General features: G+C 69.4%; 25 protein-coding genes and 5 pseudogenes. 11 read left to right on the forward strand and 19 right to left on the reverse strand.

The genetic code is table 11. From position 1 onward, the window contains the following. Positions 1–926 precede the first annotated feature (926 nt). Positions 927–2,180 carry a DUF7224 domain-containing protein gene (locus BJF80_RS21795; RefSeq protein ID WP_527251117.1) on the reverse strand — a complete coding sequence of 418 codons (1,254 nt, stop codon included), beginning with the start codon at positions 2,178–2,180 and terminating at the stop codon, positions 927–929. Beyond that, positions 2,177–3,052, reverse strand: coding sequence for an ATP-binding cassette domain-containing protein (locus BJF80_RS09860; protein ID WP_321166379.1), 876 nt, complete (start codon positions 3,050–3,052; stop codon positions 2,177–2,179). The genes BJF80_RS21795 and BJF80_RS09860 overlap by 4 nt, the downstream gene beginning before the upstream one ends. Before the next feature lie 466 nt (positions 3,053–3,518). Between BJF80_RS09860 and BJF80_RS09865 the strand changes: the two are divergent. After that, a pseudogene (locus BJF80_RS09865) lies at positions 3,519–4,022 on the forward strand (ISL3 family transposase); the annotation flags it as partial. A gap of 1,080 nt (positions 4,023–5,102) precedes the next feature. Here the strand turns inward: BJF80_RS09865 and BJF80_RS09870 are convergent. The 6 genes from BJF80_RS09870 to BJF80_RS09895 all read right to left on the reverse strand — a co-directional run bounded on the left by BJF80_RS09870 (position 5,103) and on the right by BJF80_RS09895 (position 8,714). Continuing rightward, complete coding sequence (locus tag BJF80_RS09870) at positions 5,103–5,372, reverse strand: hypothetical protein (RefSeq protein WP_075812975.1); 270 nt, start codon at positions 5,370–5,372, stop codon at positions 5,103–5,105. 367 nt (positions 5,373–5,739) lie between these two features. Continuing rightward, positions 5,740–6,435, reverse strand: a complete 696-nt coding sequence (locus BJF80_RS09875) for an HAD family hydrolase (protein WP_075813243.1) — start codon at positions 6,433–6,435, stop codon at positions 5,740–5,742. 102 nt (positions 6,436–6,537) lie between these two features. Then, complete coding sequence (locus BJF80_RS09880) at positions 6,538–6,753, reverse strand: hypothetical protein (RefSeq protein ID WP_075813245.1); 216 nt, start codon at positions 6,751–6,753, stop codon at positions 6,538–6,540. Positions 6,754–7,450: 697 nt separating this feature from the next. Next, the gene (locus BJF80_RS20125) at positions 7,451–7,675 is read right to left on the reverse strand and encodes an integrase core domain-containing protein (protein ID WP_237767533.1); all 225 of its coding nucleotides are present in this window, start codon (positions 7,673–7,675) and stop codon (positions 7,451–7,453) included. Positions 7,676–7,737: 62 nt separating this feature from the next. Then, positions 7,738–8,034: a hypothetical protein gene (locus BJF80_RS20130; protein ID WP_237767534.1), complete on the reverse strand. Its 297-nt coding sequence runs from the start codon at positions 8,032–8,034 to the stop codon at positions 7,738–7,740. A gap of 362 nt (positions 8,035–8,396) precedes the next feature. Beyond that, positions 8,397–8,714, reverse strand: a complete 318-nt coding sequence (locus tag BJF80_RS09895) for a helix-turn-helix domain-containing protein (RefSeq protein WP_075813249.1) — start codon at positions 8,712–8,714, stop codon at positions 8,397–8,399. Positions 8,715–9,707: 993 nt separating this feature from the next. Between BJF80_RS09895 and BJF80_RS19315 the strand changes: the two genes are divergently transcribed. Together BJF80_RS19315 and BJF80_RS09905 are read left to right on the forward strand one after the other, a co-directional pair. Further along, complete coding sequence (locus BJF80_RS19315; RefSeq protein ID WP_202817185.1) at positions 9,708–10,235, forward strand: glycosyltransferase; 528 nt, start codon at positions 9,708–9,710, stop codon at positions 10,233–10,235. A gap of 93 nt (positions 10,236–10,328) precedes the next feature. Next, positions 10,329–10,910: a dihydrofolate reductase family protein gene (locus tag BJF80_RS09905; RefSeq protein ID WP_075813251.1), complete on the forward strand. Its 582-nt coding sequence runs from the start codon at positions 10,329–10,331 to the stop codon at positions 10,908–10,910. Here the strand turns inward: BJF80_RS09905 and BJF80_RS19070 are convergent. From BJF80_RS19070 to BJF80_RS09930, 5 genes and pseudogenes are all read right to left on the reverse strand, one after another. Further along, positions 10,879–11,133, reverse strand: a complete 255-nt coding sequence (locus BJF80_RS19070; RefSeq protein ID WP_075813253.1) for a hypothetical protein — start codon at positions 11,131–11,133, stop codon at positions 10,879–10,881. The genes BJF80_RS09905 and BJF80_RS19070 overlap by 32 nt on opposite strands. A gap of 316 nt (positions 11,134–11,449) precedes the next feature. Then, positions 11,450–12,400, reverse strand: a complete 951-nt coding sequence (locus tag BJF80_RS09915) for a 2-hydroxy-3-oxopropionate reductase (RefSeq protein ID WP_269087400.1) — start codon at positions 12,398–12,400, stop codon at positions 11,450–11,452. After that, positions 12,397–13,215: a hydroxypyruvate isomerase family protein gene (locus BJF80_RS09920; RefSeq protein WP_202817198.1), complete on the reverse strand. Its 819-nt coding sequence runs from the start codon at positions 13,213–13,215 to the stop codon at positions 12,397–12,399. Before BJF80_RS09920 ends, BJF80_RS09915 begins: the two co-directional genes overlap by 4 nt. A gap of 114 nt (positions 13,216–13,329) precedes the next feature. After that, positions 13,330–14,500 (reverse strand): annotated as a pseudogene (locus BJF80_RS21590) (DUF6986 family protein). Continuing rightward, positions 14,386–15,774 carry an NAD-dependent malic enzyme gene (locus tag BJF80_RS09930; RefSeq protein ID WP_075813259.1) on the reverse strand — a complete coding sequence of 463 codons (1,389 nt, stop codon included), beginning with the start codon at positions 15,772–15,774 and terminating at the stop codon, positions 14,386–14,388. The pseudogene BJF80_RS21590 and the gene BJF80_RS09930 overlap by 115 nt, the downstream one beginning before the upstream one ends. Positions 15,775–15,987: 213 nt before the next feature. On the opposite strand from BJF80_RS09930, the pseudogene BJF80_RS09935 reads away from it, so the two are divergent. Further along, positions 15,988–16,694, forward strand: a pseudogene (locus BJF80_RS09935) (IclR family transcriptional regulator). Positions 16,695–16,837: 143 nt separating this feature from the next. On the opposite strand, the gene BJF80_RS20140 reads toward BJF80_RS09935, so the two are convergent. The 3 genes from BJF80_RS20140 to BJF80_RS09950 form a co-directional block, all read right to left on the reverse strand. After that, positions 16,838–17,356, reverse strand: coding sequence for an MFS transporter (locus tag BJF80_RS20140; RefSeq protein ID WP_075813261.1), 519 nt, complete (start codon positions 17,354–17,356; stop codon positions 16,838–16,840). Next, positions 17,356–18,432: an MFS transporter gene (locus BJF80_RS09945; protein ID WP_075813263.1), complete on the reverse strand. Its 1,077-nt coding sequence runs from the start codon at positions 18,430–18,432 to the stop codon at positions 17,356–17,358. Before BJF80_RS09945 ends, BJF80_RS20140 begins: the two co-directional genes overlap by 1 nt. Positions 18,433–18,499: 67 nt before the next feature. Beyond that, a complete protein-coding gene (locus tag BJF80_RS09950; protein WP_158068514.1) occupies positions 18,500–18,940 on the reverse strand; it encodes a MarR family winged helix-turn-helix transcriptional regulator in 441 nt (146 codons plus the stop codon). Positions 18,941–19,050: 110 nt separating this feature from the next. Between BJF80_RS09950 and BJF80_RS09955 the strand changes: the two genes are divergently transcribed. The 3 genes from BJF80_RS09955 to BJF80_RS19320 are packed head-to-tail and all read left to right on the forward strand — an operon-like array spanning position 19,051 to position 20,470. Then, positions 19,051–19,470 (forward strand): VOC family protein, encoded by a 420-nt coding sequence (locus tag BJF80_RS09955; RefSeq protein WP_187344359.1) that lies wholly within the window; start codon positions 19,051–19,053, stop codon positions 19,468–19,470. Beyond that, positions 19,467–20,165: an RNA polymerase subunit sigma-70 gene (locus BJF80_RS09960; RefSeq protein WP_202817186.1), complete on the forward strand. Its 699-nt coding sequence runs from the start codon at positions 19,467–19,469 to the stop codon at positions 20,163–20,165. The genes BJF80_RS09955 and BJF80_RS09960 overlap by 4 nt, the downstream gene beginning before the upstream one ends. Next, a complete protein-coding gene (locus BJF80_RS19320) occupies positions 20,162–20,470 on the forward strand; it encodes a sigma-70 family RNA polymerase sigma factor family protein (RefSeq protein ID WP_202817187.1) in 309 nt (102 codons plus the stop codon). Before BJF80_RS09960 ends, BJF80_RS19320 begins: the two co-directional genes overlap by 4 nt. 2 nt (positions 20,471–20,472) lie before the next feature. Here BJF80_RS19320 and BJF80_RS09965 read toward each other — a convergent pair whose 3' ends face one another. After that, positions 20,473–21,066, reverse strand: a complete 594-nt coding sequence (locus tag BJF80_RS09965) for a DUF5701 family protein (protein WP_075813267.1) — start codon at positions 21,064–21,066, stop codon at positions 20,473–20,475. 47 nt (positions 21,067–21,113) lie between these two features. Here BJF80_RS09965 and BJF80_RS21595 point away from each other — a divergent pair. From BJF80_RS21595 to BJF80_RS19075, 3 genes and pseudogenes are all read left to right on the forward strand, one after another. Beyond that, positions 21,114–21,371: pseudogene (locus BJF80_RS21595) on the forward strand (GNAT family N-acetyltransferase); the annotation flags it as partial. Between the two features lie 244 nt (positions 21,372–21,615). After that, on the forward strand, positions 21,616–22,620 hold the full coding sequence (locus BJF80_RS09975; RefSeq protein WP_075813269.1) for an aldo/keto reductase family protein: 1,005 nt from the start codon (positions 21,616–21,618) through the stop codon (positions 22,618–22,620). Between the two features lie 62 nt (positions 22,621–22,682). Continuing rightward, the gene (locus BJF80_RS19075; RefSeq protein ID WP_143554068.1) at positions 22,683–23,306 is read left to right on the forward strand and encodes a hypothetical protein; all 624 of its coding nucleotides are present in this window, start codon (positions 22,683–22,685) and stop codon (positions 23,304–23,306) included. Here BJF80_RS19075 and BJF80_RS20790 read toward each other — a convergent pair. After that, the gene (locus BJF80_RS20790) at positions 23,296–23,967 is read right to left on the reverse strand and encodes a glycoside hydrolase family protein (RefSeq protein ID WP_321166380.1); all 672 of its coding nucleotides are present in this window, start codon (positions 23,965–23,967) and stop codon (positions 23,296–23,298) included. The genes BJF80_RS19075 and BJF80_RS20790 overlap by 11 nt on opposite strands. After that, a pseudogene (locus BJF80_RS20795) lies at positions 23,958–24,557 on the reverse strand (glycoside hydrolase family 32 protein); the annotation flags it as partial. The gene BJF80_RS20790 and the pseudogene BJF80_RS20795, both read right to left, overlap by 10 nt. Positions 24,558–24,592: 35 nt before the next feature. Here BJF80_RS20795 and BJF80_RS09995 point away from each other — a divergent pair. Beyond that, positions 24,593–25,744 (forward strand): MalY/PatB family protein, encoded by a 1,152-nt coding sequence (locus tag BJF80_RS09995; protein WP_075813277.1) that lies wholly within the window; start codon positions 24,593–24,595, stop codon positions 25,742–25,744. The last annotated feature ends 28 nt before the right edge of the window (positions 25,745–25,772 follow it).

Genomic DNA, 25,772 nt, shown 5'->3' on the forward strand with positions numbered 1-25,772 from the left:
GGGTTGATGCCGCCAGCGGGGACGCCGGCTACCTGCGCCTACGCACGCACCCCAAGGGACTGACGAGGCCTGGACCACCCAGCGGCGCACGGTCTCTTTCCCCAGTCTTTCTCGGCGGGCGACGGCCTCAGCGGTAGCGATGAGCGAGGACCACGCGCCTGGTGCTTCTGCACCAGACGCACGCACCGTTCGTTGACCTTCGGATCGATCTTCTTTCAACATAAACTGCATCCTTCCAAGTCACGAGGACGCGACATGAAACCCGGGGCGCCTCACTACTGCTCTAAGGCTCCGCTGGTATTGATACGTTGAGTGGAACTTTCCGCGCGGCCAACAGTTGCCGCTGCCCATCGCTATAGCGTCCACTATGGCACCTTTTTGGCGGATAGGATGGCACCGCCGCCTAGTAGCAGCACAGGGCCTATCCAGAGCACGGCCTCGGCCGACATCAGCACGGACCATGCCAGCAACGGTGAACTTGCGGGAGTCACGACTGCTCCGAGAGCGAGCGACGCAACCACTGGAGCTGCGCTGGCTGCGGATCCCAACACGGACCCGAGGATCAGTCCGATGCCCGTGTAGGCGGCAAGGTTGCGGACCGCTGAGATTGCTGCATCCGGATGCCACCAGATGCCACCCAGAAAGATTGCGGCTGTCGTAGTCAAGACCACCAGGCCAATCAGATGTGCGCGAAGCGAAACACGGCGCCAAGACATAGCTTCCCAGTCGAGCAGGGGCGCGCGGACCAGCGCCGTGATGGCTCCAGCAGCGAAGCTGGGGGCCACTAAAGCCACTGCAGGAGACGCGTCCGCCAGGTTTGGCAATGGAGCCACCAGGTTTCCAGCAAACTGCACCGCCAGGATCGAAACACACCATAACGCAACGACTGCCGACGTGAGCCGGACGCGGATCAAGAAACCCATTGGCTAATCAACCAACGTTCGAGGAGGTTCACAAGAGATCAGGTCCCGCTGCCACTGTCGGAGAATGCCTTCCCCGCCGTCCTCAAGCCCTTCAAGCTTAGCGAGGATCTTATCAGCCTCCGGCCCGGGGCCAATTGGTGCCGCACCGACGTTAGCTCGCTCCATGAGCCATGCGGTCGTAACCGGCCGCAGTTCGTAGAGCAACAAGGCGCCATCATCATCAAGGTCGCCGCTGATTCTGCGGAGGCATTCGGAGGTCGGCTCAGGCGTGATGCTTGAGGCCAGCGAGTAAGCAAGCGCAGTGCTTGGCAGGTCCGAACGGACGTTTAGCGGCACCAGTGGCCAAGACGTAGTTTCCGAGGTCTCAACGAACCTAGTCGGTAGTACAAAGCCGGCATCCTCTGCTGCCGCTAGCACCGCCTCCACGGCGGGGATCGCGTCTTGAAGTGCCGCCTCGTGTTCCGGCCACACGCATACATTGGTTGTCTCAAGATTTCGACAGGCCGGGTCCCCCCCTCTTGCGCGAGTCGCCTCATATCCAAGCGAATCCACCGTCACCACCGAAAGGCCACCTAGGACCAGGGCGACAAGGCTGCTTCCCAACGCAAGGCGGGCGTGACCCGTTAATGACCCGCCGGCTGCCAGGACGAGTAGTGTCAGGGCTAGCATAAGCATCAGGGAACTCACGACCATTCGGGGGTCGAGCACTTGGTCAATGCGGCAGCATCCTGAGGTCAGCCCGAACAAGTGCCTCAACCACGGTGGGTCGAACGCCGGCGGGAAACCGACCAGGACGTAAGGGACGACAACTGACAGTGGTGCGGTGCCTCGCAAAGGCCCCAGTCGACCAACAACAGATCCGAAAATGGTCGAGAATGAGGCCCAGGCGACCGCAACTCCGAAAAGGCTCCAAGAGAATTGGCCGACACCACCGGCCCCTACTAGTTGAAGAACTCCCGCAAGGATTAGGGCCGCACCACCCAGGACAGCAGGGCCAACACTGACGGCGACGAAGCGGGACCGACCAAGTGGCCGATCGAGAATGCCGGAAATGTGCAGACGACGAGCGCTTACGCACGCACCCAAGGCGAGAACGGGGTAGACGAGTATCATTGACTCGCTGGCTCGCACTTGTGCCGCCAGTGGATAACCCGGCTCAACAGGGAACGTGGTTGACCAGGTAAGCGCGACAGCAATTAGCAGAAATGGAAACACCCAGGGCAATCCACTGAGGTGTAGCAGGGTTCTGGGAGTCATAGCTCATCCTGTATGAGCGCGGCCCTATACCGCTTCATCCACCTGGTCTGCTCCCCGGCCCCGGCCACGAACTGGTCACGGATCTGACCGGCAACCAGGATCGCCACCGTGTCGACTACCGTGATCAGAGCGTCCGCCTCATGGGTGGCCAGGATGATCGTCTCTGTTCCCAGTCCGCTGGCGATAAGTTGAGCCAAACTCTCCTTCTCCACCGGGTCCAAACCGGTCGTGGGCTCATCCAGCAGGAGTACAGCTGGCCCATGCGCGAGGGCGCATGCAAGCGCCACCCGTCTAGCCTCGCCCCCGCTGAGAATCTGCATCTTGGTTCTCGCACGATGGTGCATATTCACCATGCTCAGCGCCCGTTGCGCCGCGGCAGCCCGATCAGCGGAAACACCTGCCAGCCACGCTGCGTACTCCACTTGCTCTAGCGCGGTGAAGCCTCGCAGACGTGGCGTGGCCTGTGGCAGGAAACCCACTGCACGCTTCCCTTGGGACAGGTCAACCGTTCCGGAGGTCGGAGTAAGCAGGCCGCCGATGAGACGAAGCAGCGTGCTCTTCCCTGCACCGTTGGGACCGAGTAGCAGCGTTGTCCCTATGGGAGGCTCCCAACTTAGGCCAGTGAACAGCGCCCGGGATGAGCGTCGATAAGCGAAACTGAGGTCTGTCAGCACTACTCCATTCTGTGCCCAGACGCTGCTCACCTGGCGAAGACACGCTGACTTACCACTGCCACCTGGCGAGACCCGAGTAGTAGTAGTCGGTACCACTGGCCGCACCGCGGAACTCAAAGTGATACCACGACCGACCTTGAGCTCCGTAGGATGTCGTAGCTGCGGACGAGCCGCACGCAAGTGTGTTCGTGGCGACACCCACGCCAGGAAGCGCTGTACGGTGGCGTATCAACCTCCACTGCAGCCCACCATGAGAGTTCCCGTTGTCTTGGTAACAGTTGTCGAGACTGAACCTGGTAGCGGCGTTGTCGAAATCGTTGTCGTAGAAATTGCTAGCGTCGAACCCAGGAGTGATTCCCGAGAATCCCCGCCAGCCACTGCTGCCTTCCGCGAGCGCAGCTGAAGCGCCCGAAAGCACTAGCGCGGCAACTAGTCCCAAACTGGCAAGCGGATGAGCGATGGCGCTTCGGCCTTTTTTCTCCTCAACATGTTTCCCTTCCTGAGATGGCCTTCGGGGGCGCTGCTCGCCCCCTGGGATGGCCTTGAGGTAACCCATGTCACCTCGCTAGGTTCAGTCTGTCAACAGCCCTAGTGCGGGTTCTTACCCAATCGTTACTCAGATGACGAATGGGTAAAGTGGCGTATATCTTCCACCGCGACTCTGCTCGGCACCCGGTGCGTGGACGAGGTCCGCCGGCGGGTGCAGCAGAACACCACCGGCCACCGCGGCCGCAAGGGCGACCCCCTGTACGGCATCCAGACCATCCTGCGCGCCGGGGCGGAGAACCTCACCGACAAGCAACGCGCCCGGATCGAGCGGGCGTTCGCGGCCCGCGCCGAGCACGAGGTCGTCGACCTGGCCTGGCAGTGCGCCCAGCAGCTGCGCTCCGCGTACAAGCAGGCCGACAAGGCAGAGGGCCGCAAGATCGCAGAGCGCATCGTCGCGTCGTTCCCGTCCTGCCCGATCCCCGAGATCGCCCGCCTCGGCCGGACCCTGCACACGGGGAAGGAGGCGTTCCTGGCCTACTTCGACACCGGCGCCACCAACGGCGGCGCCGAGGCCATCAACGGCCTCATCGAGCTCCACCGCCGCATCGCCCGCGGACTCACCAACTTCGAGAACTACCGCCTCCGCATGCTCCTCATCGGCGGAGGCCTGAACCTATGACCCCACCCTCAAAGACGAAGAGCCGTATATGGCCCAGCGTGGGCGGAGGCACATCAAGGGACCTGGCCAACCTGTCGATAACGCCTTCACTCGGGTTGCTCGTGTCACAGCGGGCGAGGAGGGCAGGAAGTGGACCCCGGTGAGCCGCCAGCTCTGTGTTCGTCGGACGAGACGGACGACCGGGCGCGCCAGGCATAGAGGGCGGCACCTTGGTAGGTGTCGCGTTTCCAGTGCCAGGCGCTCATGTCATGCGGGTCCAGGTTCAGCAGCAAGGTGATCACCATGCCCGTGACGACGTCGGAGACCTCGACCCACAGGCCACCACAGTCGGACTGCGTGCTGCCCTCGTCAAGAGGGGAACCGACGCTCGAGGACGCCCCGGCTCCACCAAGCCACACGACGCATCCCACGCGGTGACGTCCAGGCTGCGTCACGGCTCGATCTCCGGATCCATGCTCAGGATGCTGGTGCGGGGCAATGTAGAAGGTGTGCTGGGCGTGACTCGAAAACGGTCGTCACTGGGCCAGCACCGCCGGCAAGGCGTCCGACGCGTCCGCGCGTCGACTTTGAGTCGGGATCGCCGTCCCGCAGGTCGGACTCCCGGTCAGGCGCGACGCCGAATGGAAGGTCACGGTGAGCAACTCCGGCTCACGCCGCACTCGGTCACGAGCAGACCGTCCGGGCCGAACAGGAGCTTGCGGTTGTGGCACTACGAGCCGCCGGTGTTCTGGGCACGGCACGATCTTGAATTCGCACGGGTCAATCCGAGACGCAAGGAAAGCTGGCCGGAAAATTTGTTTGCCTAGTACTGAAAAGCCGCCACGAGAAAAGGGATGGAAGCCAAGAATAGGCAGCCCGCGGCAAGAAACAAGGGAATAGCTGTAGCCTTGGAGTCACCCCCGCCGCGTCTTCTTTTGAAAGAAAAGATTATCAATCCCATACCCACCACCAAGCCAATAATGCCGATGGTTACCAAAGTCGTCGCGTCCACGTCGCCACTGTATATGGCCCAGCGTGGGCGGAGGCACATCAAGGGACCTGGCCAACCTGTCGATAACGCCTTCACTCGGGTTGCTCGTGTCACAGCAGGCGAGGAGGGCAGGAAGTGGACCCCGGTGAGGCGCCAGCTCTGCGTTCGTCGGACGAGACGGACGACCGGGCGCGCCAGGCATAGAGGGCGGCTCCTTGGTAGGTGTCGCGTTTCCAGCGCCAGGCGCTCAGGTCATGCGGGTCCAGGTTCAGCAGCGAGGTGATCACCATGCCCGTGAGGACGTCGGAGACCTCGACCCACAGGCCACCACAGTCGGACTGCGTGCTGCCCTCGTCAAGAGGGGGTTCGGCGTTGGCCACCCAGATCTAGAACGGTGCCGCAGAGTCCGGCGGATCACCCACCTGGATGCCGGTGTGGGACTCCTCCACCCCGTAACTCAACCGACGCTCGAGGACGCCCCGCTCCACCAAGCCACACGACGCATCTCACCAGCGGTGACGGCCGGGCTGCGTCACGGCTCGATCTCCGGATCCATGCTCAGGATGCTGGTGCGGGCAATGTAGAAGGTGTGCTGGGCGTGACTCGAAAACGGTCGTCACCGTGCCGAGCCGTTTTCGGCTCCCGGGCGTCGGAAACTGGACGTTATGGCCCGATCAGCGCACTGCTCCGAGGCGCGGAGTCCGTGACAGACCGACTCTGCCGACAACCGCGTCCTACCACCTCCTGCTATCTGGAGCGTAGAAGCGCGGGTAACTCGCGAAGAGACCGAATTCGTGCGGGTTCATCCAACGGACCAGCGTCATCACGATCAAGGTAAACGGCCTGGAGACCGGCCTCTCGTGGAGCCGTGACGTCCAGCGCGTACACGTCGCCCACGTGGAGCGCGCGATGGACCTCGACGTTGAGGGCCTCGCAGACGCTGCGATACGTAGATAGATCAGGCTTGGCCGCCCCCAGGCTTTCTGCCGTGAAAACGTGACTGAAGCGCCCCGTCAGGCCGACCTTTCTGAGCTTCGCGTGCTGCTGTTCATCTGTGCCGTTGGTGAGGACTGCTGTCTTGATCGGCAGCCGGGAGATCTCCTCCAATGTCTCCTGCGCGTCGTCGAAACACGTCCAGGCAGCCTCGTAATGACTTAGGTAGCGGGCGAAGACGTCATCCAGTTCCGCGTCAATTCCGACCGGGCTGTCGATGAGAGGCAGAAAGTCGCGCAAGCGACGGCGGCGCTGCTCCGCGAACGTGATCTCACGGGCACGCCAAGCGGGGAAGTGCTTCTCCTCGGCGACGAACCAAGCGGCCCTCAGCTCTTGGGTGAGAGCCGCGCCGAGCTCGGGGAGCCACCCTTCGAGCGCCTTGGTCGCGGACCCAACGTGGTCGATGAGGGTGCCGTCGAGGTCGAAGATGACGGCTCGAATCTGAGTCATCGAAAGGAGTCTATGAGGCCCCTCGAGCCATCCCGGACCCCGGACGGTCCGTTAGCTCATGGGATCTCCGGCGAAGGTGGTGACGGACCAACTGTGCTGAGACTAGCTTGAGCGTTTGACTTCCTGACGCCTGTCCACTCCGGCAGTCCAGCCCGCCATGCCAGCGAGGGGAAGGAACGGCACCATCGCGACAATGGCGAGCCAGCGCTGCTGAACCAGGATGGCAATGAGGAGCACCACGAAGCATCCGGCAGCCGCGGCACCCCACAGCTTAGAACGGTTCGACATGACAAGCTCCCTCCAGTCGGCAATGACCATGTCGGTGGCTACGTCAAGTATCTATCGCAGCGCACGCTTGGTGCAAAAAAGCGAGGACGGCCGTGTCGTGGGACCAGCAAAGCGGGCCTCAAGGCAATCACCCACTAAGGGCCAAAGACCCCGCCCGAAAGTCGGCGGTGGTGGACATACAGAGGTTCCGCCGCGGGGCTCCGAGCGGCGAAGGGCGGTGGCTCGAGAACGGTCGTCACTGAGCGGCCCTCTGCCGCCGACACCACAGCGCGTGAGGCGCAGGAAACAATGGGTTTGATCGATCATGCTGATTCTCTCTAGCTGTCGCGGTGTTTGGTTGGGAACTGCCCGAACCCGCGCAGCAAAACCAACATAGCCCCACTAAAAATCAAGGCCAGCGCCGCTGAAACAGTTGCACGAAGCAAATTGGGCCACTCGGGATTCAAAAGGATGAAGTAGACTATCATCGCAATTAATACCGGAAGGAGCCAGAGCAAGAAAACATGCAGGAAAGAGATCCTCCCGGACCTTTCACTCATCAGCATCTCCACATCGAGGTGATCAGACCCCCGGTAGCACCAAAGGCGAGACCACCGATAGCTCCCACTGCTACACCCGCGAGGGCACCTGCCCACCACGTCGTACCAGCAGACACGGCGGCAAAGCCGATGGCTCCCGTGAATGCACCAACTGCCCCAGTCACGATGGCACCGCTTATTTTCCCGTGTCAAGTTCTTGGCAGGTTTTCGGGCTCGGGAAAGTTGGGTGAGCACGGGTCGGCCTGGCGCAGGTGCACGTCCCGGGGCCGGTTCCAGGACAGGGCCTCGTGGGGCCGGACGGTGTTGAACTCGGCGCGGAAGTCCACTCCGTGCTCGACTAGGTCGTGGATGTCGTCGATCTGCTCGCGGTAGAGCCGCTCGTACTTCAGCGACTGGAACGCCCGCTCGCGCACCCCGTTCTGGCCCGGAGTGCGGACCCGGGTGCGGACGTGGTCCAGCTCTGGGGTGTTCTCGATCAGGGCCGCGAAGGTGGCTGAGCGGAACGGGCCACCTTGTCGGTCACCAACGTGATGGGCACGACTTCCCCGGTGACGGGGTCGGTGAGGTACTCCAGCAAATCCAAGCCCTCGGGCAGCATCGAGGCCGCCTCCGCCAGCGCGAGCTCGACCGCGGCGACCGCGTCGTGCTTGTTCGCGGTCGGTGACCAGTGCCACCCGAACTCGTACTTGGACCAGTAGTCCGCGATCCCCGCGACCCGCCAGGTCCCGCCCTTGGCGGTCTCGTACTCGGAGAAGTCGAACTGCCAGACCATGTTCGGACCCCGTCGGGGTCTTGGCGAACGCGGCCTTGCGCTGCTGGGCGAGGTCACGACGTTCCCGCTGGTAGTCCACCTTCAGCAACAACCCGGCGTCGTCCAGGATCCGCGCCATGGTCGACATCGACACCCGGTGGCCGCCGTGGCGGGCCATGGCCCAGATCTTGCGGTGCCCCCACGCGGCGTGCTTGGCCGCCAGGCCTGTGATCACCTCCCGGGATGCCTCGCGGGCCGGCTGCGGCCAGGGCCCTTGGCGGGGCGCCCGGCGCGGGCGTGTGCCTGCCAGCGACGGTAGGTCCGTTCGGGGATGCCGACCAGTGCGCAGAACCTCGTGGTCGGCATCCCCGCCTCGGTACGGATTACCTCGAGGTCCTCGAAGGGCCCAGGCGGCCCTCAGCGCTCTTCTTCCACACCCGCGCCTCAAGATGGGCCTCACCCAATGCGGTGGTCAGCTCGGCGATCTCCGCCTCCAGCTGCTCCTCCCGGGTCGAGGGACCGGTTCGGCCCGAGGCCAGCGCGGTTCGTCCCGCCTCCAGGAACTCAGCCTTCCAGCGGCCGATCGACTGCTCGGAGACCTTCTCCTTGCGCGCCGCTTCGGCGATGCTCATCTCGCCCGCCAGGACACTCAGCACGATCCTGGTCTTCTTCTCCGCCGGGATCACAGGTGGTCGACCCATAGGCCATCTCCTCCTCCGTCACGCCGATCATGCCCTCATAAACGGTCTGCCAAGAAGTTTGAGACGCGACAAGATCAGGCAAAGAACTGCAGATGACCCCGCCTGCCGGCTGCTCGAAAGGGGTGGTCACCGAGCCACGACTTCCTTGCACGCATCGCGGGCAGACACACGGGTATGACCGTGTGCGCGGGGCGGGACCGACGCAGCCGTGACGGCCGCGCTCGCGCCGGCGTGGCAGCATCGAGGGTGACGAAAGGCCGTCATGTCTCGCATCCTCGTCTGTGTCCAGCCCGCTCGTGGTCACGTGGGCCCGACGGCACCGCTGGTCGGTGCCTTGGTGGATCGTGGTCACGAGGTCACCGTCATCACGGGGCAGCGGTACCGGCATACCTTCGACTCGCTCGGTGCGCGCACGACGCCCCTGCCACCCGAGGTCGATTTCGACGACACCGACCTCGACGACTCCATTCCCGGCCGCGCGGGTCTGTCCGGCCTCAAACTCGCACGCTTCGACCTCACCCGGTTCGTCGAGGCCATGCCGCACCAGCTGCGGGTCGTGGACGAGGAGCTCGACGCCAGCCCGGTCGACGTCGTGCTCTGCGACCCCCTCTTCCTCGCCGGTATGCCTCTGGTCCTGCGACCGCGCACCGAGCGGCCACGGGCCCTGGCCCTGGGGTTCCTGCCGCTCATGGCCCCGCTACCTGCGCTTCCCCCAGCGACCAACCCGCTGGCCTCCGCGCGCAACGCGGCGATCCGGCGCATGGCGCGCCGCTTCCTGCGGCCGATCACCCGCCTGGCGCACGAGCAGGTGCGCACGCTGACCGGCGTCAGCACCGACCTGATCCCCTTCGACTGGCCGGCAAGGAGCGAGGGCATCCTGCAGATGACTGCCCACGGCTTCGAGTACCCGCGGACCACGGCCGAGGTCTCCGCCCCGATCCACTTCATCGGTCCCACCACGACCAGCGCCGTCACCGACCACCCGCTGCCCGCGTGGTGGGAGGACCTCGACGCGACCGGCCCGTCGTCCACGTCACCCAGGGCACCATCGCCAACGCCGACCTCGGGCAGCTGCTCGAGCCCACCATCGCCGGCCTCGCCGACGCAGACGTCCTGGTCGTCGCCACCACCTGCGGCGGCACGGTGCAGATGGACCCGTTGCCCGACAACGTCCGCGTCGCCGACTTCCTCCCCTACGACGAGCTGCTGCCGCGCTGCGACGTCATGGTCACCAACGGCGGCTACGGCGGGGTCAACCACGCCCTGCGGTATGCCGTGCCCCTCGTCTGCGTGGGCGCCTCGGAGGACAAGCGCGACGTCGCGGCCCGGGTCACCTGGTCCGGGGTGGGCGTCGGCATCTCCCGACCCGCGCTGAGCCCGCGCGCCGCCCGCCGCGCGGTCGACCGCGTCCTGGCGGGCACGGCATACCGCAGCAAGGCCCGGGAGCTCGCCGACCAGATCGCCGCCGGACCGAGCACGGACGAGGTCGTCGCGCTGATCTGCGGACCGGAGCCGACCTGAGGCGGCCTGCGGGTGGCGAGATGAGTTGGTGGACCCGGACGGGTCTACCTCCACGACAGAGACCTTCTCGATGCAACCTCTGGAGGCAGCACGATGATCGCAGCAAACCTCAGCGTCTCGGTCGATGGCTACTTCACCGGCCCGGGAGCCGGGCCGCAGCAGACCCTGGGCCAGGGCGGGGAGGTGCTCCACGGATGGTTCGCCCACGACGTCGCCGACCGGGACCAGCTCAGCGCTGCAGACGTGCTCCGTCCGGAGCTCGAGCGCGCCGGCGCCCTCGTCATGGGCCGCGACAGCTACGAGACCGCGGAGGCCGCATGGGGGCCGCATCCGCCGTTCGAGAACCCGATCTTCGTGCTCACGCACCGACCCACGGAGGACGATGTCCGCGAGGGCTCGACCTTCACCTTCGTGACCGACGGGTTCGACGCTGCCATCGAACGAGCACGCGCAGCGGCAGGCGAGAAGGACGTCATGCTGCACGGCGGCACGTCGATCCAGCAGGGCCTGCGCGCCGGCGTCCTCGACGAGCTGCAGCTGCACGTCGTCCCTGTCCTGCTGACGCAGGGGCGCTGGCTGTGGGAGGACATCGGGGACCTGCCGATCGAGCTGGAGCCCGTGCGGACGCTCGAAGGGGTCGGCGTCACCCATCTGAAGTACCGGGTCCGGCGCTAGTCAGGACCCGGCGCTCGGGCGGATGGTCCCCGCGGGCTACGAGCGCGGCCAGCCGGTCCGCTCGTGCCCGGTGAGCCATGAGCCGGTTGAGGCGCTCGGACATGAGCAGGCCGAGGGCGACCAGCGCGAGGAGGAACAGCGGGAGGGTCCAGGTGCCGACCCACGTCGAGAGCAGGCCGAAGAGAGGTGGGGCCAGGGTGGAGCCGGTGTAGGCGGCGGCCATCTGGATGCCGATGATGGCCTGCGAGTTGCGGTGCCCGAAGTTGGCCGGCGTGGAGTGGATGATCGCCGGGTAGATGGGCGCGCATCCGAGCCCCGCGACGTCGAGGCCGACGAGTGCCAGCAGGTTCGTCCCGACGGGCAGAGGAGCAGGAGGGCGCCGAGCCCGACCACGGCGAAACCGCCCCGGAGCAGCTGCTTGTCACCGATGCGGTCGGCAGAACGGGTTGATCGCGGCGCCGGGGACCCCGAAGGTCTGGGTCGCCCCCTCCTTCTCCAGGATGAGGACGGCGGCGTCGGCCGCGCGCATGCGTGCCATGTCAGTTTCTTTCCGGGGAGGCGTCGCCGCGGCCGGACAGGCGCTCGACGCCGCGCAGCAGCGCGGAGTGGTCCAGGCCGCCGTCGCCCTGGGCGCGGGCGGAGGCCATGAGCTGGGCCACGACCGCACCGAGCGGGATGACGACCCCGGCCTCGCGGGCGGCGGAGGTGACGATGCCGAGGTCCTTGTGGTGCAGGTCGATGCGGAAGCCGGGGTCGAAGGAGCGGTTCAGCATGTTGTCCCGCTTCTGCTCCAGCACCTTGGACCCGGCCAGGCCGCCGCCGAGGACCTCCATCGCGGCGGCGGTGTCGACGCCGTAGGCCTCGAGGAAGACGAGCGCCTCGGCGACGAGCTGGATATTGCCGGCGACGATGAGCTGGTTGGCCGCCTTGACCGTCTGCCCCGCACCGGCCGGACCGACGTGCACGACGGTGCGGCCGACGGTCTCCAGGACCGGGCGGGCGCGCTCGACGTCCTCCGCCTCGCCGCCGACCATGATCGACAGCACGGCGTCGACCGCGCCCTTCTGACCACCGGACACCGGGGCGTCGATCATCCGCAGCCCGGCGTCGGTGGCCCGCTCGGCGAGCGAGCGCGCGACGTCGGGGCGGATCGAGGAGAAGTCGATGACCAGGGCGCCGCGGCGGGCGTGCGCCAGCACGCCGTCCTCGGCGGTGAGGACCTGCTCCACGTCCGGGCTGTCCGGGACCATGACGCAGATGACGTCCGCCTCGGCCACGGCCTCCGCCAGGCTGCCGGCGGAGCGTCCACCGGCCTCCTCGAGCGGGCCGTAGGCGTCCGGCGAGCGGTTGAAGCCGACCACCTGGTGGCCGGCGGTGGCGAGGTGGACGGCCATCGGGCTGCCCATGATGCCCAGGCCGATGAAGGCGATGGTGCTCATCGTGTCTCCTTGGTGTCGATGTCCGGGGAGGGTGTCAGGGGGTGAGGTCAGGGTGTGCCGGCGCGCCGCTCGCGCGGCAGCCAGCCGTCGAGGCCGGTGACGGTGTCCTGGGCGGCGGTCTTGTACTCCAGCCCCACGTGGCCGCGGTAGCCGAGATCCTGGATCCGCTCCAGCCAGGTGTCCAGGGGCAGGTCACCGGTGCCCGGCTCGCCGCGGCCGGGGTGGTCGGCGATCTGCACGTGGGCGGTCCGGTCGGTGTAGACCTCCACCGCCGCTGCGGGGTCGTCGCCGTTGGCGGCGAGGTGGTAGAGGTCGAGCAGCAGGCCGAGGTTGGTGACACCGGTCTCCTCGGCGACGCGGTCAATGACGGCGACCGCGTCGGCGGCGGTCGTGAGGGGGTATGCCGGTGCGCCGCTGACCGGCTCGATCAGCACGGTGCCGCCGATCCTCGCGGCGGCCCGACCGGCGGACGCGAGGTTCTCCGTGGCGACCTCCTCCGACTGCTCCACGTCGGCGCCCTCCGGGCGGTTGCCGTAGAGCGCGTTGAAGGCGCGGCAGCCGAGCTGCTCGCCGATCCCGACGGTGGCGTCGATGGTGTCGAGGAACTCCTGGCGCCGCTCGGTCCAGCACACCAGACCGCGGTCCCCGCCCGGCATGTCGCCAGCGAAGAAGTTGAGGCCGACCAGCTGCACGCCCGCGTCCCGGACGGCCGAGACGAAGTCCTCGGCCTCCCGGTCCGTGGGCACCGCGGTGGCGAAGGGCCACCAGAACTCGACGGCGTCGAAGCCCGCAGCGCGTGCGGCCGCCGGACGCTCCAGCAGCGGCACCTCGGTGAACAGGATCGAGCAGTTGACCAGGTAGGGCAGGTCGTGACCCATGTCGCCTCCTCGCAATTCCGTATGTTGGTAGTTTTATTCCGTTATGCGATACGTCCGGCCGCCACCCGGCGAGGCGTCAACACCTGTCATGAGATCGGGCCGTCAGCCCAGTAGCGTGACCAGCCCGTCCCGGTCCAGCCCCGAGGCGGAGCGCACCTCGGCCTCGTCGAGCGCCCCGCAGTGCAGCCCGCGCAACACCGCCGAGGCGAGCATGCGGGCGGTGGCCGGCTCGTCCATGACGTCGCCGCCCGCCTGGTCGACGTAGGCGCGCAGCCGCCTGGCCGACGCGGGCAGGGCCGCCCGGAAGAAGACATATGTCGCGAGGTAGCGGGTCGGCAGGTGCCCGGGGTGCATGTCCCAACCCTGGTAGTAGCCGCGCTCCAGCGCCCGGGCGACCAGCCGGTGGTGCAGCGCCCAGGTCGACGCCGCGTTGTCCGCGCTGCCGAAGGCGACGACGTTGGTCGAGCCGTCCGAGCAACGCACCCCGGTCTGCGCCGCGGCGAGCTGCATCGTGGCCTTGGCGTGGTCGGAGGCCGGGTGCTCCAGCGTCTGGTGCGCGGCCGCGATGCCGAGCCCCGCGGAGTAGTCGAAGGTGCCCTAGTGCAGGCCGGTGCACCTGCCCGCGGAGGCGTGCACGAGAGGGGCGACGGTGGCCCGCCCGTCGGCCCCGAGGATCGCCTGCGGCGTCTCGACCTGGATCTCGAACCCGAGCGCGCTCCGCTAGCCGGAGCGCCTCCTCGATGCGCGCGCAGGCGGCGACCATGGCCTCGACCTGGTCGGTCGAGGTGACCTTGGGCAGCGTCACGACCAGCCCTGGCGGCAGCGCCGGCCCGCTGGCCATCCCGGCGACCGCGTCGACGAGCGCGCGCAGCCCCCGGTCGCGCGGGAGGACCTCGTCGGCGAGCGCCGCGTCCATCCCGGTGACCCGGGTGACCGCGGCGGCGTCGGGGAGGTGGTCGTCCATGAGCTCCAGCGCGGTGGCCCCCCAGCGCCAGGGCGTCTGCTGCTCGAAGGCGTCGGCCGGGACGTAGACGGTGTGCACCGGCTGCCGCGTGGCCGGGTCGCCCGGGTAGAGGCGGGCCAGGTCGGCGTCGGCCAACGCGAGCCGCTCGTCCGCCTCCGCCTGCACCGCGGCGACGAGCTGCGCCAGGCCGGCGCTCACCGCTCCTCCTCGGCCACCCGCGCCACGGCCTGGGCCACGGCAGGCGCGACGTCGGGGTGGAAGACGCTGGGGATGATGAAGCTGGAGTTGAGCTCGCCGTCGGCGACGCACCCGGCGATCGCCTCGGCCGCCGCGCTGAGCATGGCGTCCGAGATCGACGTCGTCTGGGCGTCCAGGAGCCCGCGGAAGAAGCCGGGGAAGGCCAGCACGTTGTTGATCTGGTTGGGGTAGTCGCTGCGTCCGGTGGCGACGATCGCGGCATGCGCCAGGGCCTCGACCGGGTCCACCTCCGGGTCGGGGTTGGCCAGCGCGAAGACGATGGCCCGGTCGGCCATGGTGGCGATGTCGTCCCCGGTGAGGATGCCCGGGGCGGAGACCCCGATGAAGACGTCGGCGCCCGCGAGCACGTCCTGGAGCGAGCCGGTGACCTGCCGCGGGTTGGTGTGCTCGGCGAGCCAGACCCGCATGGGGTCGGGCAGCTCCGCGCCGCGGTGCACGGGCCCGGTCCGCCCCACGCCGACGATGTCGGTCACCCCGGCCCGCAGCAGCAGCCGGATGATGGCGCTGCCGGCGGCGCCGACCCCGGAGACGACGACCCGCAGGTCGGCCATCTCCTTGTCGATGATCCGCAGCGCGTTGATGAGCGCGGCGTAGACGACGATCGCCGTGCCGTGCTGGTCGTCGTGGAAGACCGGGATGTCGAGCTCGTCCCGCAGCCGGCGCTCGATCTCGAAACACTGCGGCGCAGCGATGTCCTCGAGGTTGACCCCGGCATACACCGGCGCGATCGCCTTGACCACCGAGATGATCTCCTCGGTGTCCTGCGTGGCGAGGCAGACCGGCCAGGCGTCCACGCCGGCGAACTGCTTGAAGAGCGCGGCCTTGCCCTCCATGACGGGCAGCGCCGCCTCCGGGCCGATGTTGCCCAGGCCGAGCACGGCCGAGCCGTCGGTGACGACCGCGACGGTGTTGCGCTTGATGGTGAGCCGGCGGGCGTCGCTGACGTCGGCGGCGATGGCCCGGCTGATCCGGGCGACGCCGGGGGTGTAGGCCCGGCTGAGGTCGTCGCGGTGCACCAGCGGCACCTTGGGCACGACCTCGAGCTTGCCGCCGAGGTGCAGCAGGAAGGTCCGGTCGGAGACGTGCCGGACGGTGAAGCCCTCCGCGGCGTCCACCGCCGCCCGGATCTGCTCCCCGTGCTCCTCGCTCGTCCCATGGACGGTGACGTCCACCGTGACGTGGTCGCCGCTGGACTCGGCGACGTCGAGCGCCTGGACGGCGGCACCGGCCTCGGCGACGACGTGGGCCAGCCGGGTCGTCGCGCCGAAGTCGGGCGGGCCGTCCACCCGCAGGGTGATGGAGTATCCGGGGCTGGGTGTCGCCATGGGCGCTCCTGGGTGACGTCGGGGCAGGGTGCGAGGCATACTCTTGCACTTCTATGATGCGGAGTACACCTCTCAATCTGCGAAAGTTCGTGCGGAGTGGTGTTTCCGCATCGCGAGAACGCGCCCGATAGACTCCTCCCCGTGAGCCCAGACAGCGAGTCCCCCGCCCCCAAGCGCGCCACGGGTGTGCAGTCGGTCGGCAAGGCCATCGACGTGCTCGAGATCCTCACCACCTCCCCCACCGGCGAGCTGTCCCTGAGCGACATCACCGCCGCGACCGGGCAGCCGATGCCCACCGTGCACCGGCTCGTGCGCACCCTGCTCGACCGCGGCTTCCTGCGCCAGCTCCCCAACCGCCGGTATGCCCTCGGCACCGAGCTCATCGTGCTGGGCCAGGCCGCGCGCTCCTCCTTCGGCAGCTGGAGCACGCCGGTCCTGCACGAGCTGGTCGGCGAGTTCGGCGAGACCGTCAACCTCGCCGTGCTCGACGGGGACGACGTGGTCTACATCGGCCAGTCGCCCTCCCCGCACGCGGTGCGGATGTTCACCGAGATCGGCCGCCGCATCAAGCCGCACGCCACGGGCGTAGGCAAGGCCCTGCTCGGCCGGCTGCCCGACGACCAGGTGCTGGCGCTGCTCCGCCGGACCGGTATGCCCGCCCGCACCCCCCACACCATCACCACGCCGGAGGCTTCCTCGAGAAGGTGCGCGAGGCGCGTCGTGTCGGCCACGCCCTGGACAACGAGGAGATGGAGCTGGGCGTGCGCTGCGTCGCCGTGCCGCTGCCCGAGGCCCGCCTCAACCTCGCGCTGTCGATGTCCGGGCCGGCCACGCGGATGACCGATGCGCTCATCGGCCGGGCGCTCCCCCGTCTGCACGAGGCGGCCGACCAGCTCGCCGCGGACTTCTCCGCTGGCTGAGCCCGCCATCGTGGGGACCTCGCCGGCAACCAGTGCGGCGGGATGCTGCCTGTTCCTGCTCGCGGCCTTCCTGCGGGTGCCCGCGACGGCGACCGACTGACGCGCCGCGTCAGCGGCACGCGCCGCTCGACCGGTGGCCGGGCTCAGCCGTGGTCGCGCGGGGCGTCCTCGAGGGTCTCGCGCAGCGGCACGTGCCGGATCATCGCGGTGGCGACGAAGACGACAGCGAGGATCGGCAGGCCGACGAGGAAGGCGTCGTGGAGCTGGTCGGCCAGACCCGCCCGCAGCGCCTGCTCGACGACCGGCGGCACGTCACCCAGCGCGGAGGGGTCCAGCACCGCGCCCACGTCGAGGTCGGCGGCCCGCTCGGCCGCCGCGTCCCGCATCGACGCCGGCAGGTGCGCGGCCACCGCCGCGCCGAGCCCACCGGTCATGATCGAGCCGTAGACCGCGATCCCCACCGTGGAGCCGATGTTGCGGCTGAACTGTGTCGTGGCGGTGGCGACGCCGAGGTCGCGGCGGGCGACGGCGTTCTGCACCACGAGGGTGAACTGCTGCATCGCCATGCCCAGCCCGACGCCCACCACGGCCATCGCGCCGAAGAGCTGCCAGGCCGTCGAGGTCTCGGAGAGCAGCGTGAGCAGCCACACACCGAGGGCCATCACGCGACGCCGGTGAGCATGAAGGGCTTGTAGTGCCCGGTGCGGGTGACCAGCAGCCCGGTGAGGATGCCCATGACGATGAGGCCGAGCATCATCGGCATGAGGATCAGGCCGGACTGCGTGGCGTCGACGCCGATGACCCCCTGCGCGAAGACCGGGATGTAGATGATTGAGCCGAACATCACCATGGCCAGCCCGAGCCCGGCGAGGTTGGCCCAGCTGAAGATGCTGTTGCGGAACAGCCGCAGCGGCAGCAGCGGCTCGGCCGCCCGCAGCTCGACGACGACGAAGGCGAGCGCGAAGGCCAGGCCGAGGGCATACAGACCGAGGACCTGCGCCGAGACCCAGGGGTATGCCGTCCCGCCCCAGCTCGTCGCGAGCAGGATCGCGACCATCGCCACCGAGAGCGTGACGATCCCCGCGACGTCGATCCGCGCCTCCCGGCGCTGGTGCGGCAGCCGCATGTAGCGGGCGACGAAGGCCAGCGCGACCAGGCCGACGGGGAGGGTGGCGAAGAACAGCCAGCGCCAGCCCAGGTGGTCGGTGATGAGCCCGCCGGCCAGCGGTCCCGCGACGGAGGTGACGCCGAAGACGGCACCCATGAGGCCTTGGTACTTCCCGCGCTGCCGGGCAGGGATGATGTCGCCGATGATCGTCTGCGACAGCGGCATGAGGGTGCCCATGCCCGCGCCCTGGATGGCGCGTCCGGCGACCAGCACCCAGAAGCTGCCCGCGAGACCGGAGACGACCGAGCCGACCATGAAGATCACGAGGCCGGCCAGGTAGAAGGTCTTGCGCCCGTAGAGGTCGGACAGCTTGCCGACCACCGGCACGACCACGGCCGAGACGAGCATCGCCGCGGTCGCCACCCAGGAGTAGTGGTCCATGCCGCCGAGGTCGGCGACGATCTGCGGCAGCGCCGGGCCCACGATCGTCTGGCTGATCGAGGCCACGAACATGCCGAGCATGAGGCTGGCGAAGACGATCTTGTGCTCCCGCCCCAGCCGGAACGGGGTGGCGGCGGTGTCGCCGCCGGTGCTGCGGCTGGTGGGCGCGGTGGTGCTGGGGGTGGCCATCTGGTTCCTTGCTCGGGTGTGCTGGGGGGTTGCGGTCAGGGAGTGCTGCGGTCAGGGGGTGGTGCGGTCAGGGGGTGGTGCGTGGCGGGGTGGCGTGCTCCTGCGCCTGCTCGATCGAGTCGGCGAGGCGCGCGAGCATGTCGGCGAGGCGCTGCTGGTCGTGCGCCGGCCAGTCGGCGAGGGTCGCGGTCACGAGCTCGACGCGGCGGGAGCGCTCGGCTGCGAGGGCGGCGCGGCCCGCCGCGGTGAGGCCGAGCACCTGGGCGCGGCGGTCCTCCGGATCCGGGTGCCGCTGCACGAGACCGCGCTCGGCGAGCGAGGCGAGCCGGCGGCTCATCGTCGAGGGGTCCAGCCCCTCGGCCCGGGCCAGGTCCCGGGAGCGGGTGCACTCCTGCCCGGCCAACCGGACGAGCACCCCGACGTCGCTGCGCGACAGCTCCCCCTCGCGCTCGCGCAGCAGACGGCCCATCGCGGTGAAGGTGCGGGCCAGCTCATCAGATAGTTGCATGCTGCACACATCATAGCACCGATGAGTTCTGTCCCCGTCGGTCGTCACACCTCGCACGACCCGCCGACCGGGCCGGCCGGCATGGGGCATACCGAGGGAGAGGACCGCGCGTGCACCAGCTGATGTTCGTCAACCTGCCGGTGGAGGACCTGGGGCGCTCCCGCTCCTTCTTCACCGAGGTCGGCTACACCTTCAACGACGACTTCTGCGACGGCTCGGCGCTCTGCCTCGAGCTCGGTCCGACCCTTCACGCGATGCTGCTCGACCGGGAGCACTTCGCCTCGTTCCACGACTCGCGCGTCGCCGAGCCGGGCACCGTCGAGACGCTGGTGTGCCTGTCCGCCGCGAGCCGGGAGGCGGTGGACGCCGTGGTCGACCGGGCCGTCGCGGCCGGCGGCACCGACGTGCGCCGGGCGGACCACGGCATGATGTACGGCAGGACCTACGCGGACCTGGACGGGCACGTGTGGGAGGTCATGTGGATGGATCGCGACTGGACGGACCGTGGCGCGACGAGGGAGCGAGCATGAGCACGCAGCTGGAGCAGACCGGGCAGGCCGACTTCGAGGAGACCACCGCGCCGCTGCGCGGGGAGCTCATCGCCCACTGCTACCGGATGCTGGGGTCGGCCAGCGAGGCCGAGGACCTGGTGCAGGAGACCTACCTACGCGCGTGGAAGGCCTACCACCGCTTCGAGGGGCGCTCCACGGTGCGGACGTGGATGTACACCATCGCCACCAACGCCTGCCTCACCGCGCTGAAGCAGCAGGGTCGGCGCCCGCTGCCCAGCGGGCTCGGCGGCCCGCCCGGCGACCCCCGCCAGCCGGTGGTCGAGGACCGCTCCCACGACTGGCTGGAGCCGCTGCCGGACCAGCTCGTCTGGGGGCGGGACGCGGTGCCGGTGGACCCGGCCGACGCGACCGAGGCGGCCGAGGGCACCCAGCTCGCGTTCATGGCCGCGCTGCAGGAGCTGCCGCCGCTGCAGCGGGCGGTGCTCGTGCTGCGCGACGTGCTGCAGTTCTCCGCCGCCGAGACCGCCGCCGCCCTCGATACCACCGTCGCCTCGGTCAACTCCGCGCTGCAGCGCTCCCGGGCGACCATCGGCGAGGGACTGGACCGGGCGGGCCGTCGGGTGAGCGAGCTGACCGCGCACGACCGCGAGGTCTTCGCCGCCTTCTGCGACGCCTTCGAGCGGCACGACATCGACGCGTCGTGGGGGTCATGACCGAGCAGGCCGTGTGGCAGATGCCGCCCTTCGACCGCTACTACGTCGGCCGCGAGGACATCGCCGCTCTCATCGAGCACCAGTGCCCCGCCCGCGTGGGTGGCGACCTGCGGATGCTGCCGGTGGTCGCCAACGGGCAGCCCGCGGTCGGGATGTACCTCCGCGGCCCGGACGGGGCATACCAGCAGTTCCAGCTGTGCGTGGTCGACCTCCGCGACGGGGTGATCACCGGCGTGGTCGGCTTCTTCGACGGTGACGCCTTCGCGCACGCCGGGCTGCCCGAGCAGCTGCCCGCGGCCGGCTGAGCTCAGGAGCGACCGCCGACGGAGGCGATGCCGAGCCAGGTATGCCGGTTGCCGGCCCAGCACCACCCCAGCTTGGGCGCGTCCTTGCGGTCCCGACCGTCGCGGCCGGTGCCGTTGCTGATCCACAGCGCGGGGACCCGTGCGTCCAGTCCAGACGCCTTGGGCCGGCGGGAGCCCGTCGTCATGAAGCAGTGGTTGCGCTCGATCACCTCCGGGCTCTGCAGTGCCCAGCAGACGCCCTCGGCGACCGTCATGAGGTCCCGACCCGCCGCCCTGATCCGCGGGTCCACCTCGTCCGGGCTGCGGTCGGCGTGCTCGTCACCGCGGTCGGGCGTGTCCACCGCGTAGAGGTCTGCCTCCGGCACCTGGACTCCCGGGGCGGCGCCGAACTCGTCGAGGTCGGTGAGGTCCTCCACGACGAACCCTCGACGGTCGCCGAGGGCCAGGAGCGGCACGAGGCGGGCGGTCGACACCAGGCGGGGGTGCACGACGAGCAGGTCGCCGTCGAGGTCCTCGGGCAGCGCGGGCAGCGTGAGGCCGAGGTCGGTGAGACGACGGTGCTGGGCGGGCAGGTCGGGCAGCGCGGGAACGGGCACGGTCCTCCTCGGGGTGGGTCCACCGCAACGCCGGGGCACGCCCGGCGATTCCCGCGCGACCGGTCGGCGCCGAAAACCGCTTCGTCGTCGAGGAGGACGGCACGGTCGTGGGGTTGCTGCACTACACGATCCCGTGGGCGACGGTGCCCTTCCTCAGCCTCATCGTCCTGGCCGAGGACGCCCGCGGCCGCGGGCTGTCGCGGGTGCTCGTCGACGACCTGGTCGCCCGGTTGCGGGAGCAGGGCTACGTCGCGCTGCTCAGTTCGTCGCAGACCGACGAGCCGGAGCCGCAGGCCTGGCACCGCCACCTCGGCTTCACCTCGAACGGCATCATCGAGAACATCGCCGACGAGGGCATCGGTGAGGTGGTCTTCCGGCTGTCCTTCGGACCGCCCGCGTCCGACGGCGGGGGCGACCTCACGTCCACCCCGTCATCCCCCGGTATGACGTGGGCCCAGCCGTCGCGGGTCCGCCTCCCACGACCCGTGCCGGGTCGGACTGACACCCCCGAGGGTCGGGCCTGTCGGACGCGAGGCATACGGTGCCGCCATGGAGTTTCGATACCTCGGCAACAGCGGCCTCAAGATCAGCGAGATCACCTACGGCAACTGGCTGACGCACGGCAGCCAGGTCGAGAACGACGTGGCCCACCAGTGCGTGCGCGCGGCGCTCGATGCCGGCATCAGCACCTTCGACACCGCGGACGTCTACGCCAACACCAAGGCCGAGAGCGTGCTCGGGGACGCGCTCAAGGGAGAGCGGCGCGAGAGCCTGGAGATCTTCACCAAGGTCTACTGGCCAACCGGCCCCGGCGGCAAGAACGACACCGGCCTGTCCCGCAAGCACATCATGGAGTCGATCGACGGCAGCCTGCAGCGGCTGCAGACCGACTACGTCGACCTCTACCAGGCGCACCGCTACGACACCGAGACGCCGCTGGAGGAGACGATGCAGGCCTTCGCCGACGTCGTCCGGCAGGGCAAGGCGCACTACATCGGCGTGAGCGAGTGGACCGCCGACCAGATCCGCGCCGGGCACGCCCTGGCGAAGGACCTCGGCATCCAGCTCATCTCCTCCCAGCCGCAGTACTCCATGCTGTGGCGGGTCATCGAGCCCGAGGTCGTCCCCGTCTGCGAGGAGCTCGGGATCTCGCAGATCGTGTGGAGCCCGATGGCGCAGGGCGTGCTGTCCGGGAAATACCAGCCGGGCCAGGCCCCGACCGAGGGCCGCGCCGCGGACGAGTCGATGGGCAAGGGAATGCAGGGCTTCATGCGCGAGGAGGTGCTCACCGCCGTCCAGGGGCTCAAGCCGCTGGCGGAGGAAGCAGGCCTCACGATGCCGCAGCTCGCGGTCGCCTGGGTGCTGCAGAACCCCAACGTCGCCGCCGCGCTGGTCGGCGCCTCCAAGCCCTCCCAGGTCGAGGACAACGTCAAGGCCGCCGGCGTGAAGCTCGACGCCGACCTCATGGCCAAGATCGACGACGTCATCGGCGGGGTCGCGGAGATGGACGCCGGCAAGACCGCGGCGAACGCGCCCCAGACCCGCGTCGCCTGAGCTCACGGCCGGTGCCGGCCGCACCGTTGTGCGCGGCCGGCGCCGGTGGCAGACTCGGGAGCATGAACATCACGGAGGTGTTCGCCCGGCGCAGCGACGGCAGCCCGGACCGCACGGCGCTGGTCACTCCCGCACGGCGGCCGACACCCCGTGACCAGCTCACCACCTTGGAACGCCTCGGGCTCGAGGCGCAGGACGGGGTGACGGCCGAGGAGCTGCGCGCCGACCGGGAGATCGCCCAGGCGCTGCACGACCACCCCTTCGTCGCGGCGATGCACTGCCTCGCCCGTGACCCCGAGGGCAACCTCACCCACCACCCGCGGGTGACCACCGTGGACCTGGAACACGTGGTGGGACCGGACTCCTATCCCGACCTGGTGCGCAAGCTCGCGGCCGCGGCGGGCTCGACCCCGCAGCTGAGCGAGGTCCGCGGCAGCCAGGACCGCGAGCGCAACCGGTGGGTGGTGCGCTTCCGCGTGGGTCGCGTCACCCGCGAGCTGCACCCCCGCCTCGACCACGACCGCGCCGACCTCGAGGTCCTGCCCTGGCTCGTCGACGCGGTATGCCTGCCCGGCCAGGCCAGCGCGCACGTCCGCCACGGGCAGCGGATCACCGTCGCCTACGTCCCCCGGTGGCACGTCGACGAGCTGCAGCGCGTCCTCGACCGCTGGGCCTTCACGGCCTGAGCACCGGCCGCAGCTCGGCGTCGCCCCGCACCTGCCAAGCGACCGGGTGCCGGAAGGTCGCCGGGACGCCGTCGGGCCGGTAGACCTCCAGCACGTCCCCGTCGACGACGGCCCTGGTCCCCTCGGGCATGGGCCGGGCGCCGAGCTCAGGGTGCACGAGCACGGCTTCGCCTGGCCCGACCTCGACCACCGCCGCGGGCGGGAGCTCGCCCTCCGCGGCACAGGCCGGGCCGAGGGGCAGCGTCTCGCCGACCGCGAGGTCCAGCTCGAGCCGGACCCCCGACGGGTCGACCGTCAGCCGTCGCGGCAGCGTCAGGCAGCCCGCCTGGTCCCTGCCGCCGGGTTGCTGGCCGTCCTCGCGGACCCATCCCATGAGCCACCACCCCTCGCCGCCGTCGTCGGCGATCTGCGGTGCGTAGAACGCGTCACCCCGGTCCAGCACCCCCACGTCCTCGACCTCCAGACGTGGACGCCCGTCGTCGTCGACGAGCCGGCCCGCGCAGGCGACCACGTCGCCGAGCACGCCGTCGTCGTGCAGTGAGAGCAGCAGGGCGGCACGCTCACCCTCGACCGCGAGCTGCGGGCACTCCCACACGTCGGCCGGGCCGCTCCCGGCGACGGCAGGTCCGCGCCGCGCAGCCAGACGCCGAGGTAGTCCCACGCCTCGATGTCGTCGCAGGAGTAGAGCAGCACCGCGGGCGTCCCGTCGTCGAGGCCGGCGCCCACGAGGGCGAACCGATGACCCTCGTGCGTGAGCACGAAGGGGTCGCGCATGACCGCGACACCGTCAGCCTGCGGCTGGCGGGCCACCACCACGGGTGCCGACCACTCGTCGAGGTCGGCACCGGACCCCCAGCGCAGGCAGACCGTGCTGGTCAAGCCCGGCCCGGCGAGCCCGGAGTAGACGACGGCCGGGCGCGACAACCCGGGCACGAAGACCCCGGACCAGCAGCCGGAGCCGTCCGGACCTCCCGGCGTGGGGGTGAAGGCGACCGGGTGCCCGCGCCAGGTCACGAGGTCGGCGCTGCTGCAGTGGCCCCACGCGATGGCGTCGTGCCGGGGCGCGTCCGGGTTGTGCTGGAAGAAGGCGTGCCAGCGCCCCTCGTGCCGGACCATGCCGTTGGGGTCGTTGAGCCAGCCCTGCGCCGGGCGCAGGTGGAAGGTCGTCGTCGCACCCGGCCCAGCTTCGGGTACGAGCGGTGTGGAGCCAGGCGTGGAGTGAACTGCGTGGCCGGGGGTCGCGGGGGGCATACCGATGATTGTGACGGGTAGGGCAGGCTGGGCGGATGAACTCACCCTTCGACCTGTCCCTGGAGCAGATGCGCACCCACCGCAGCGCCAAGTGGAGCCGGGTCCCGGACGACGTGCTCCCCGCCTGGACGGCGGAGATGGACGTCAGCACCGCCCCCGCTATCGCGCAGGCGCTGCAGACGGCGATCGAGCGCTCCGACTTCGGGTATGCCGGTGAGCCCTCTGCCGTGATCGATGCCTTCGCCGGCTTCGCCCGCGACACCTGGGGCTGGGACCCGCAGGGCATGCCGGGGCGGACCCGGCTCTTCGCCGACGTCGGCCAGGGGGCCAAGGAGACGCTGCGCGCGCTCACCTCACCCGGCGACCGGGTCGTCCTCAACCCCCCGGTCTACCTCTCCTTCTACCCCTGGCTGCGCGACCTGCGCCTGGAGCCGCTCGAGGTGCCGATGCTCGACGTCGCCTCCGGTGGCCGCCTCGACCTGGACGGCATGCGCGCGGCGCTCGCCGACGGGGCGAAGGTGGTCCTGCTGTGCACCCCGCACAACCCGCTCGGCTACGTCTACTCGCGCGAGGAGCTGGCCGCGCTGGCCGAGATGGCCGCCGAGCACGACGCCGTGGTGATCTCGGACGAGATCCACGCCCCGCTCGTGCACCCCGGCAGCCCGCGGCCCTTCGTGCCCTTCCTCACCGTGAGCGAGGCGGCCCGCGAGGTCGGCATCGCCCTGCACTCGCCCTCCAAGGCGTGGAACACCGCGGGCCTCAAGCTCGCCCTGGGCCTCACGGCGGTGGAGGGACGCTGGCCGCAGGCGCAGGCCGAGACCGACTGGGCACCCAGCATCCTCGGGCAGTATGCCGCGATCGCCGCCTACACCGAGGGCCGCGAGTGGCTCGCCGGCACGGTGGCCGAGCTGCAGGCGCGCACCCAGGAGCTGCCCGCCCTGCTCCAGGAGCACCTGCCGCAGGTGCGCTTCCATCCGGGGCACGCGTCCTACCTCGCCTGGCTGGACTGCCGCGCCCTCGGCCTCGGCGACGACCCGTCGCAGGCCTTCCTGGAGCGGGGCCGGGTGCTGCTGTCGCCGGGGCCGGCGTTCGGGGCCACCGGCGAGGGCTTCGCCCGGCTCAACATCGGCACGAGCGCCGAGCTCATGGGCGAGGCGGTCCGCCGGATGGCGGAGGCCCTGCACTGACGTGCTGACGACACGCCGGAGGAGAGCG

This window comes from Serinicoccus sp. CUA-874, assembly GCF_001942225.1.
Classification (GTDB): domain Bacteria; phylum Actinomycetota; class Actinomycetes; order Actinomycetales; family Dermatophilaceae; genus Ornithinicoccus; species Ornithinicoccus marinus.

What these genes read in the sequence shown, in the direction of transcription:
- BJF80_RS09875 (WP_075813243.1), bottom strand. Translation starts at nt 6,435, where the DNA reads ATGACTCAGATTCGAGCCGTCATCTTCGACCTCGACGGCACCCTCATC.
- BJF80_RS21795 (WP_527251117.1), bottom strand. Translation starts at nt 2,180, where the DNA reads ATGACTCCCAGAACCCTGCTACACCTCAGTGGATTGCCCTGGGTGTTT.
- BJF80_RS09950 (WP_158068514.1), bottom strand. Translation starts at nt 18,940, where the DNA reads ATGCAACTATCTGATGAGCTGGCCCGCACCTTCACCGCGATGGGCCGT.
- BJF80_RS09880 (WP_075813245.1), bottom strand. Translation starts at nt 6,753, where the DNA reads ATGGTCATTGCCGACTGGAGGGAGCTTGTCATGTCGAACCGTTCTAAG.
- BJF80_RS09995 (WP_075813277.1), top strand. Translation starts at nt 24,593, where the DNA reads ATGAACTCACCCTTCGACCTGTCCCTGGAGCAGATGCGCACCCACCGC.
- BJF80_RS09975 (WP_075813269.1), top strand. Translation starts at nt 21,616, where the DNA reads ATGGAGTTTCGATACCTCGGCAACAGCGGCCTCAAGATCAGCGAGATC.
- BJF80_RS09930 (WP_075813259.1), bottom strand. Translation starts at nt 15,774, where the DNA reads ATGGCGACACCCAGCCCCGGATACTCCATCACCCTGCGGGTGGACGGC.
- BJF80_RS20140 (WP_075813261.1), bottom strand. Translation starts at nt 17,356, where the DNA reads ATGGCCCTCGGTGTGTGGCTGCTCACGCTGCTCTCCGAGACCTCGACG.
- BJF80_RS09960 (WP_202817186.1), top strand. Translation starts at nt 19,467, where the DNA reads ATGAGCACGCAGCTGGAGCAGACCGGGCAGGCCGACTTCGAGGAGACC.
- BJF80_RS19070 (WP_075813253.1), bottom strand. Translation starts at nt 11,133, where the DNA reads ATGGCCGCCGCCTACACCGGCTCCACCCTGGCCCCACCTCTCTTCGGC.
- BJF80_RS09945 (WP_075813263.1), bottom strand. Translation starts at nt 18,432, where the DNA reads ATGGCCACCCCCAGCACCACCGCGCCCACCAGCCGCAGCACCGGCGGC.
- BJF80_RS19320 (WP_202817187.1), top strand. Translation starts at nt 20,162, where the DNA reads ATGACCGAGCAGGCCGTGTGGCAGATGCCGCCCTTCGACCGCTACTAC.
- BJF80_RS09905 (WP_075813251.1), top strand. Translation starts at nt 10,329, where the DNA reads ATGATCGCAGCAAACCTCAGCGTCTCGGTCGATGGCTACTTCACCGGC.
- BJF80_RS20130 (WP_237767534.1), bottom strand. Translation starts at nt 8,034, where the DNA reads ATGGTCTGGCAGTTCGACTTCTCCGAGTACGAGACCGCCAAGGGCGGG.
- BJF80_RS09895 (WP_075813249.1), bottom strand. Translation starts at nt 8,714, where the DNA reads ATGGGTCGACCACCTGTGATCCCGGCGGAGAAGAAGACCAGGATCGTG.
- BJF80_RS19075 (WP_143554068.1), top strand. Translation starts at nt 22,683, where the DNA reads ATGAACATCACGGAGGTGTTCGCCCGGCGCAGCGACGGCAGCCCGGAC.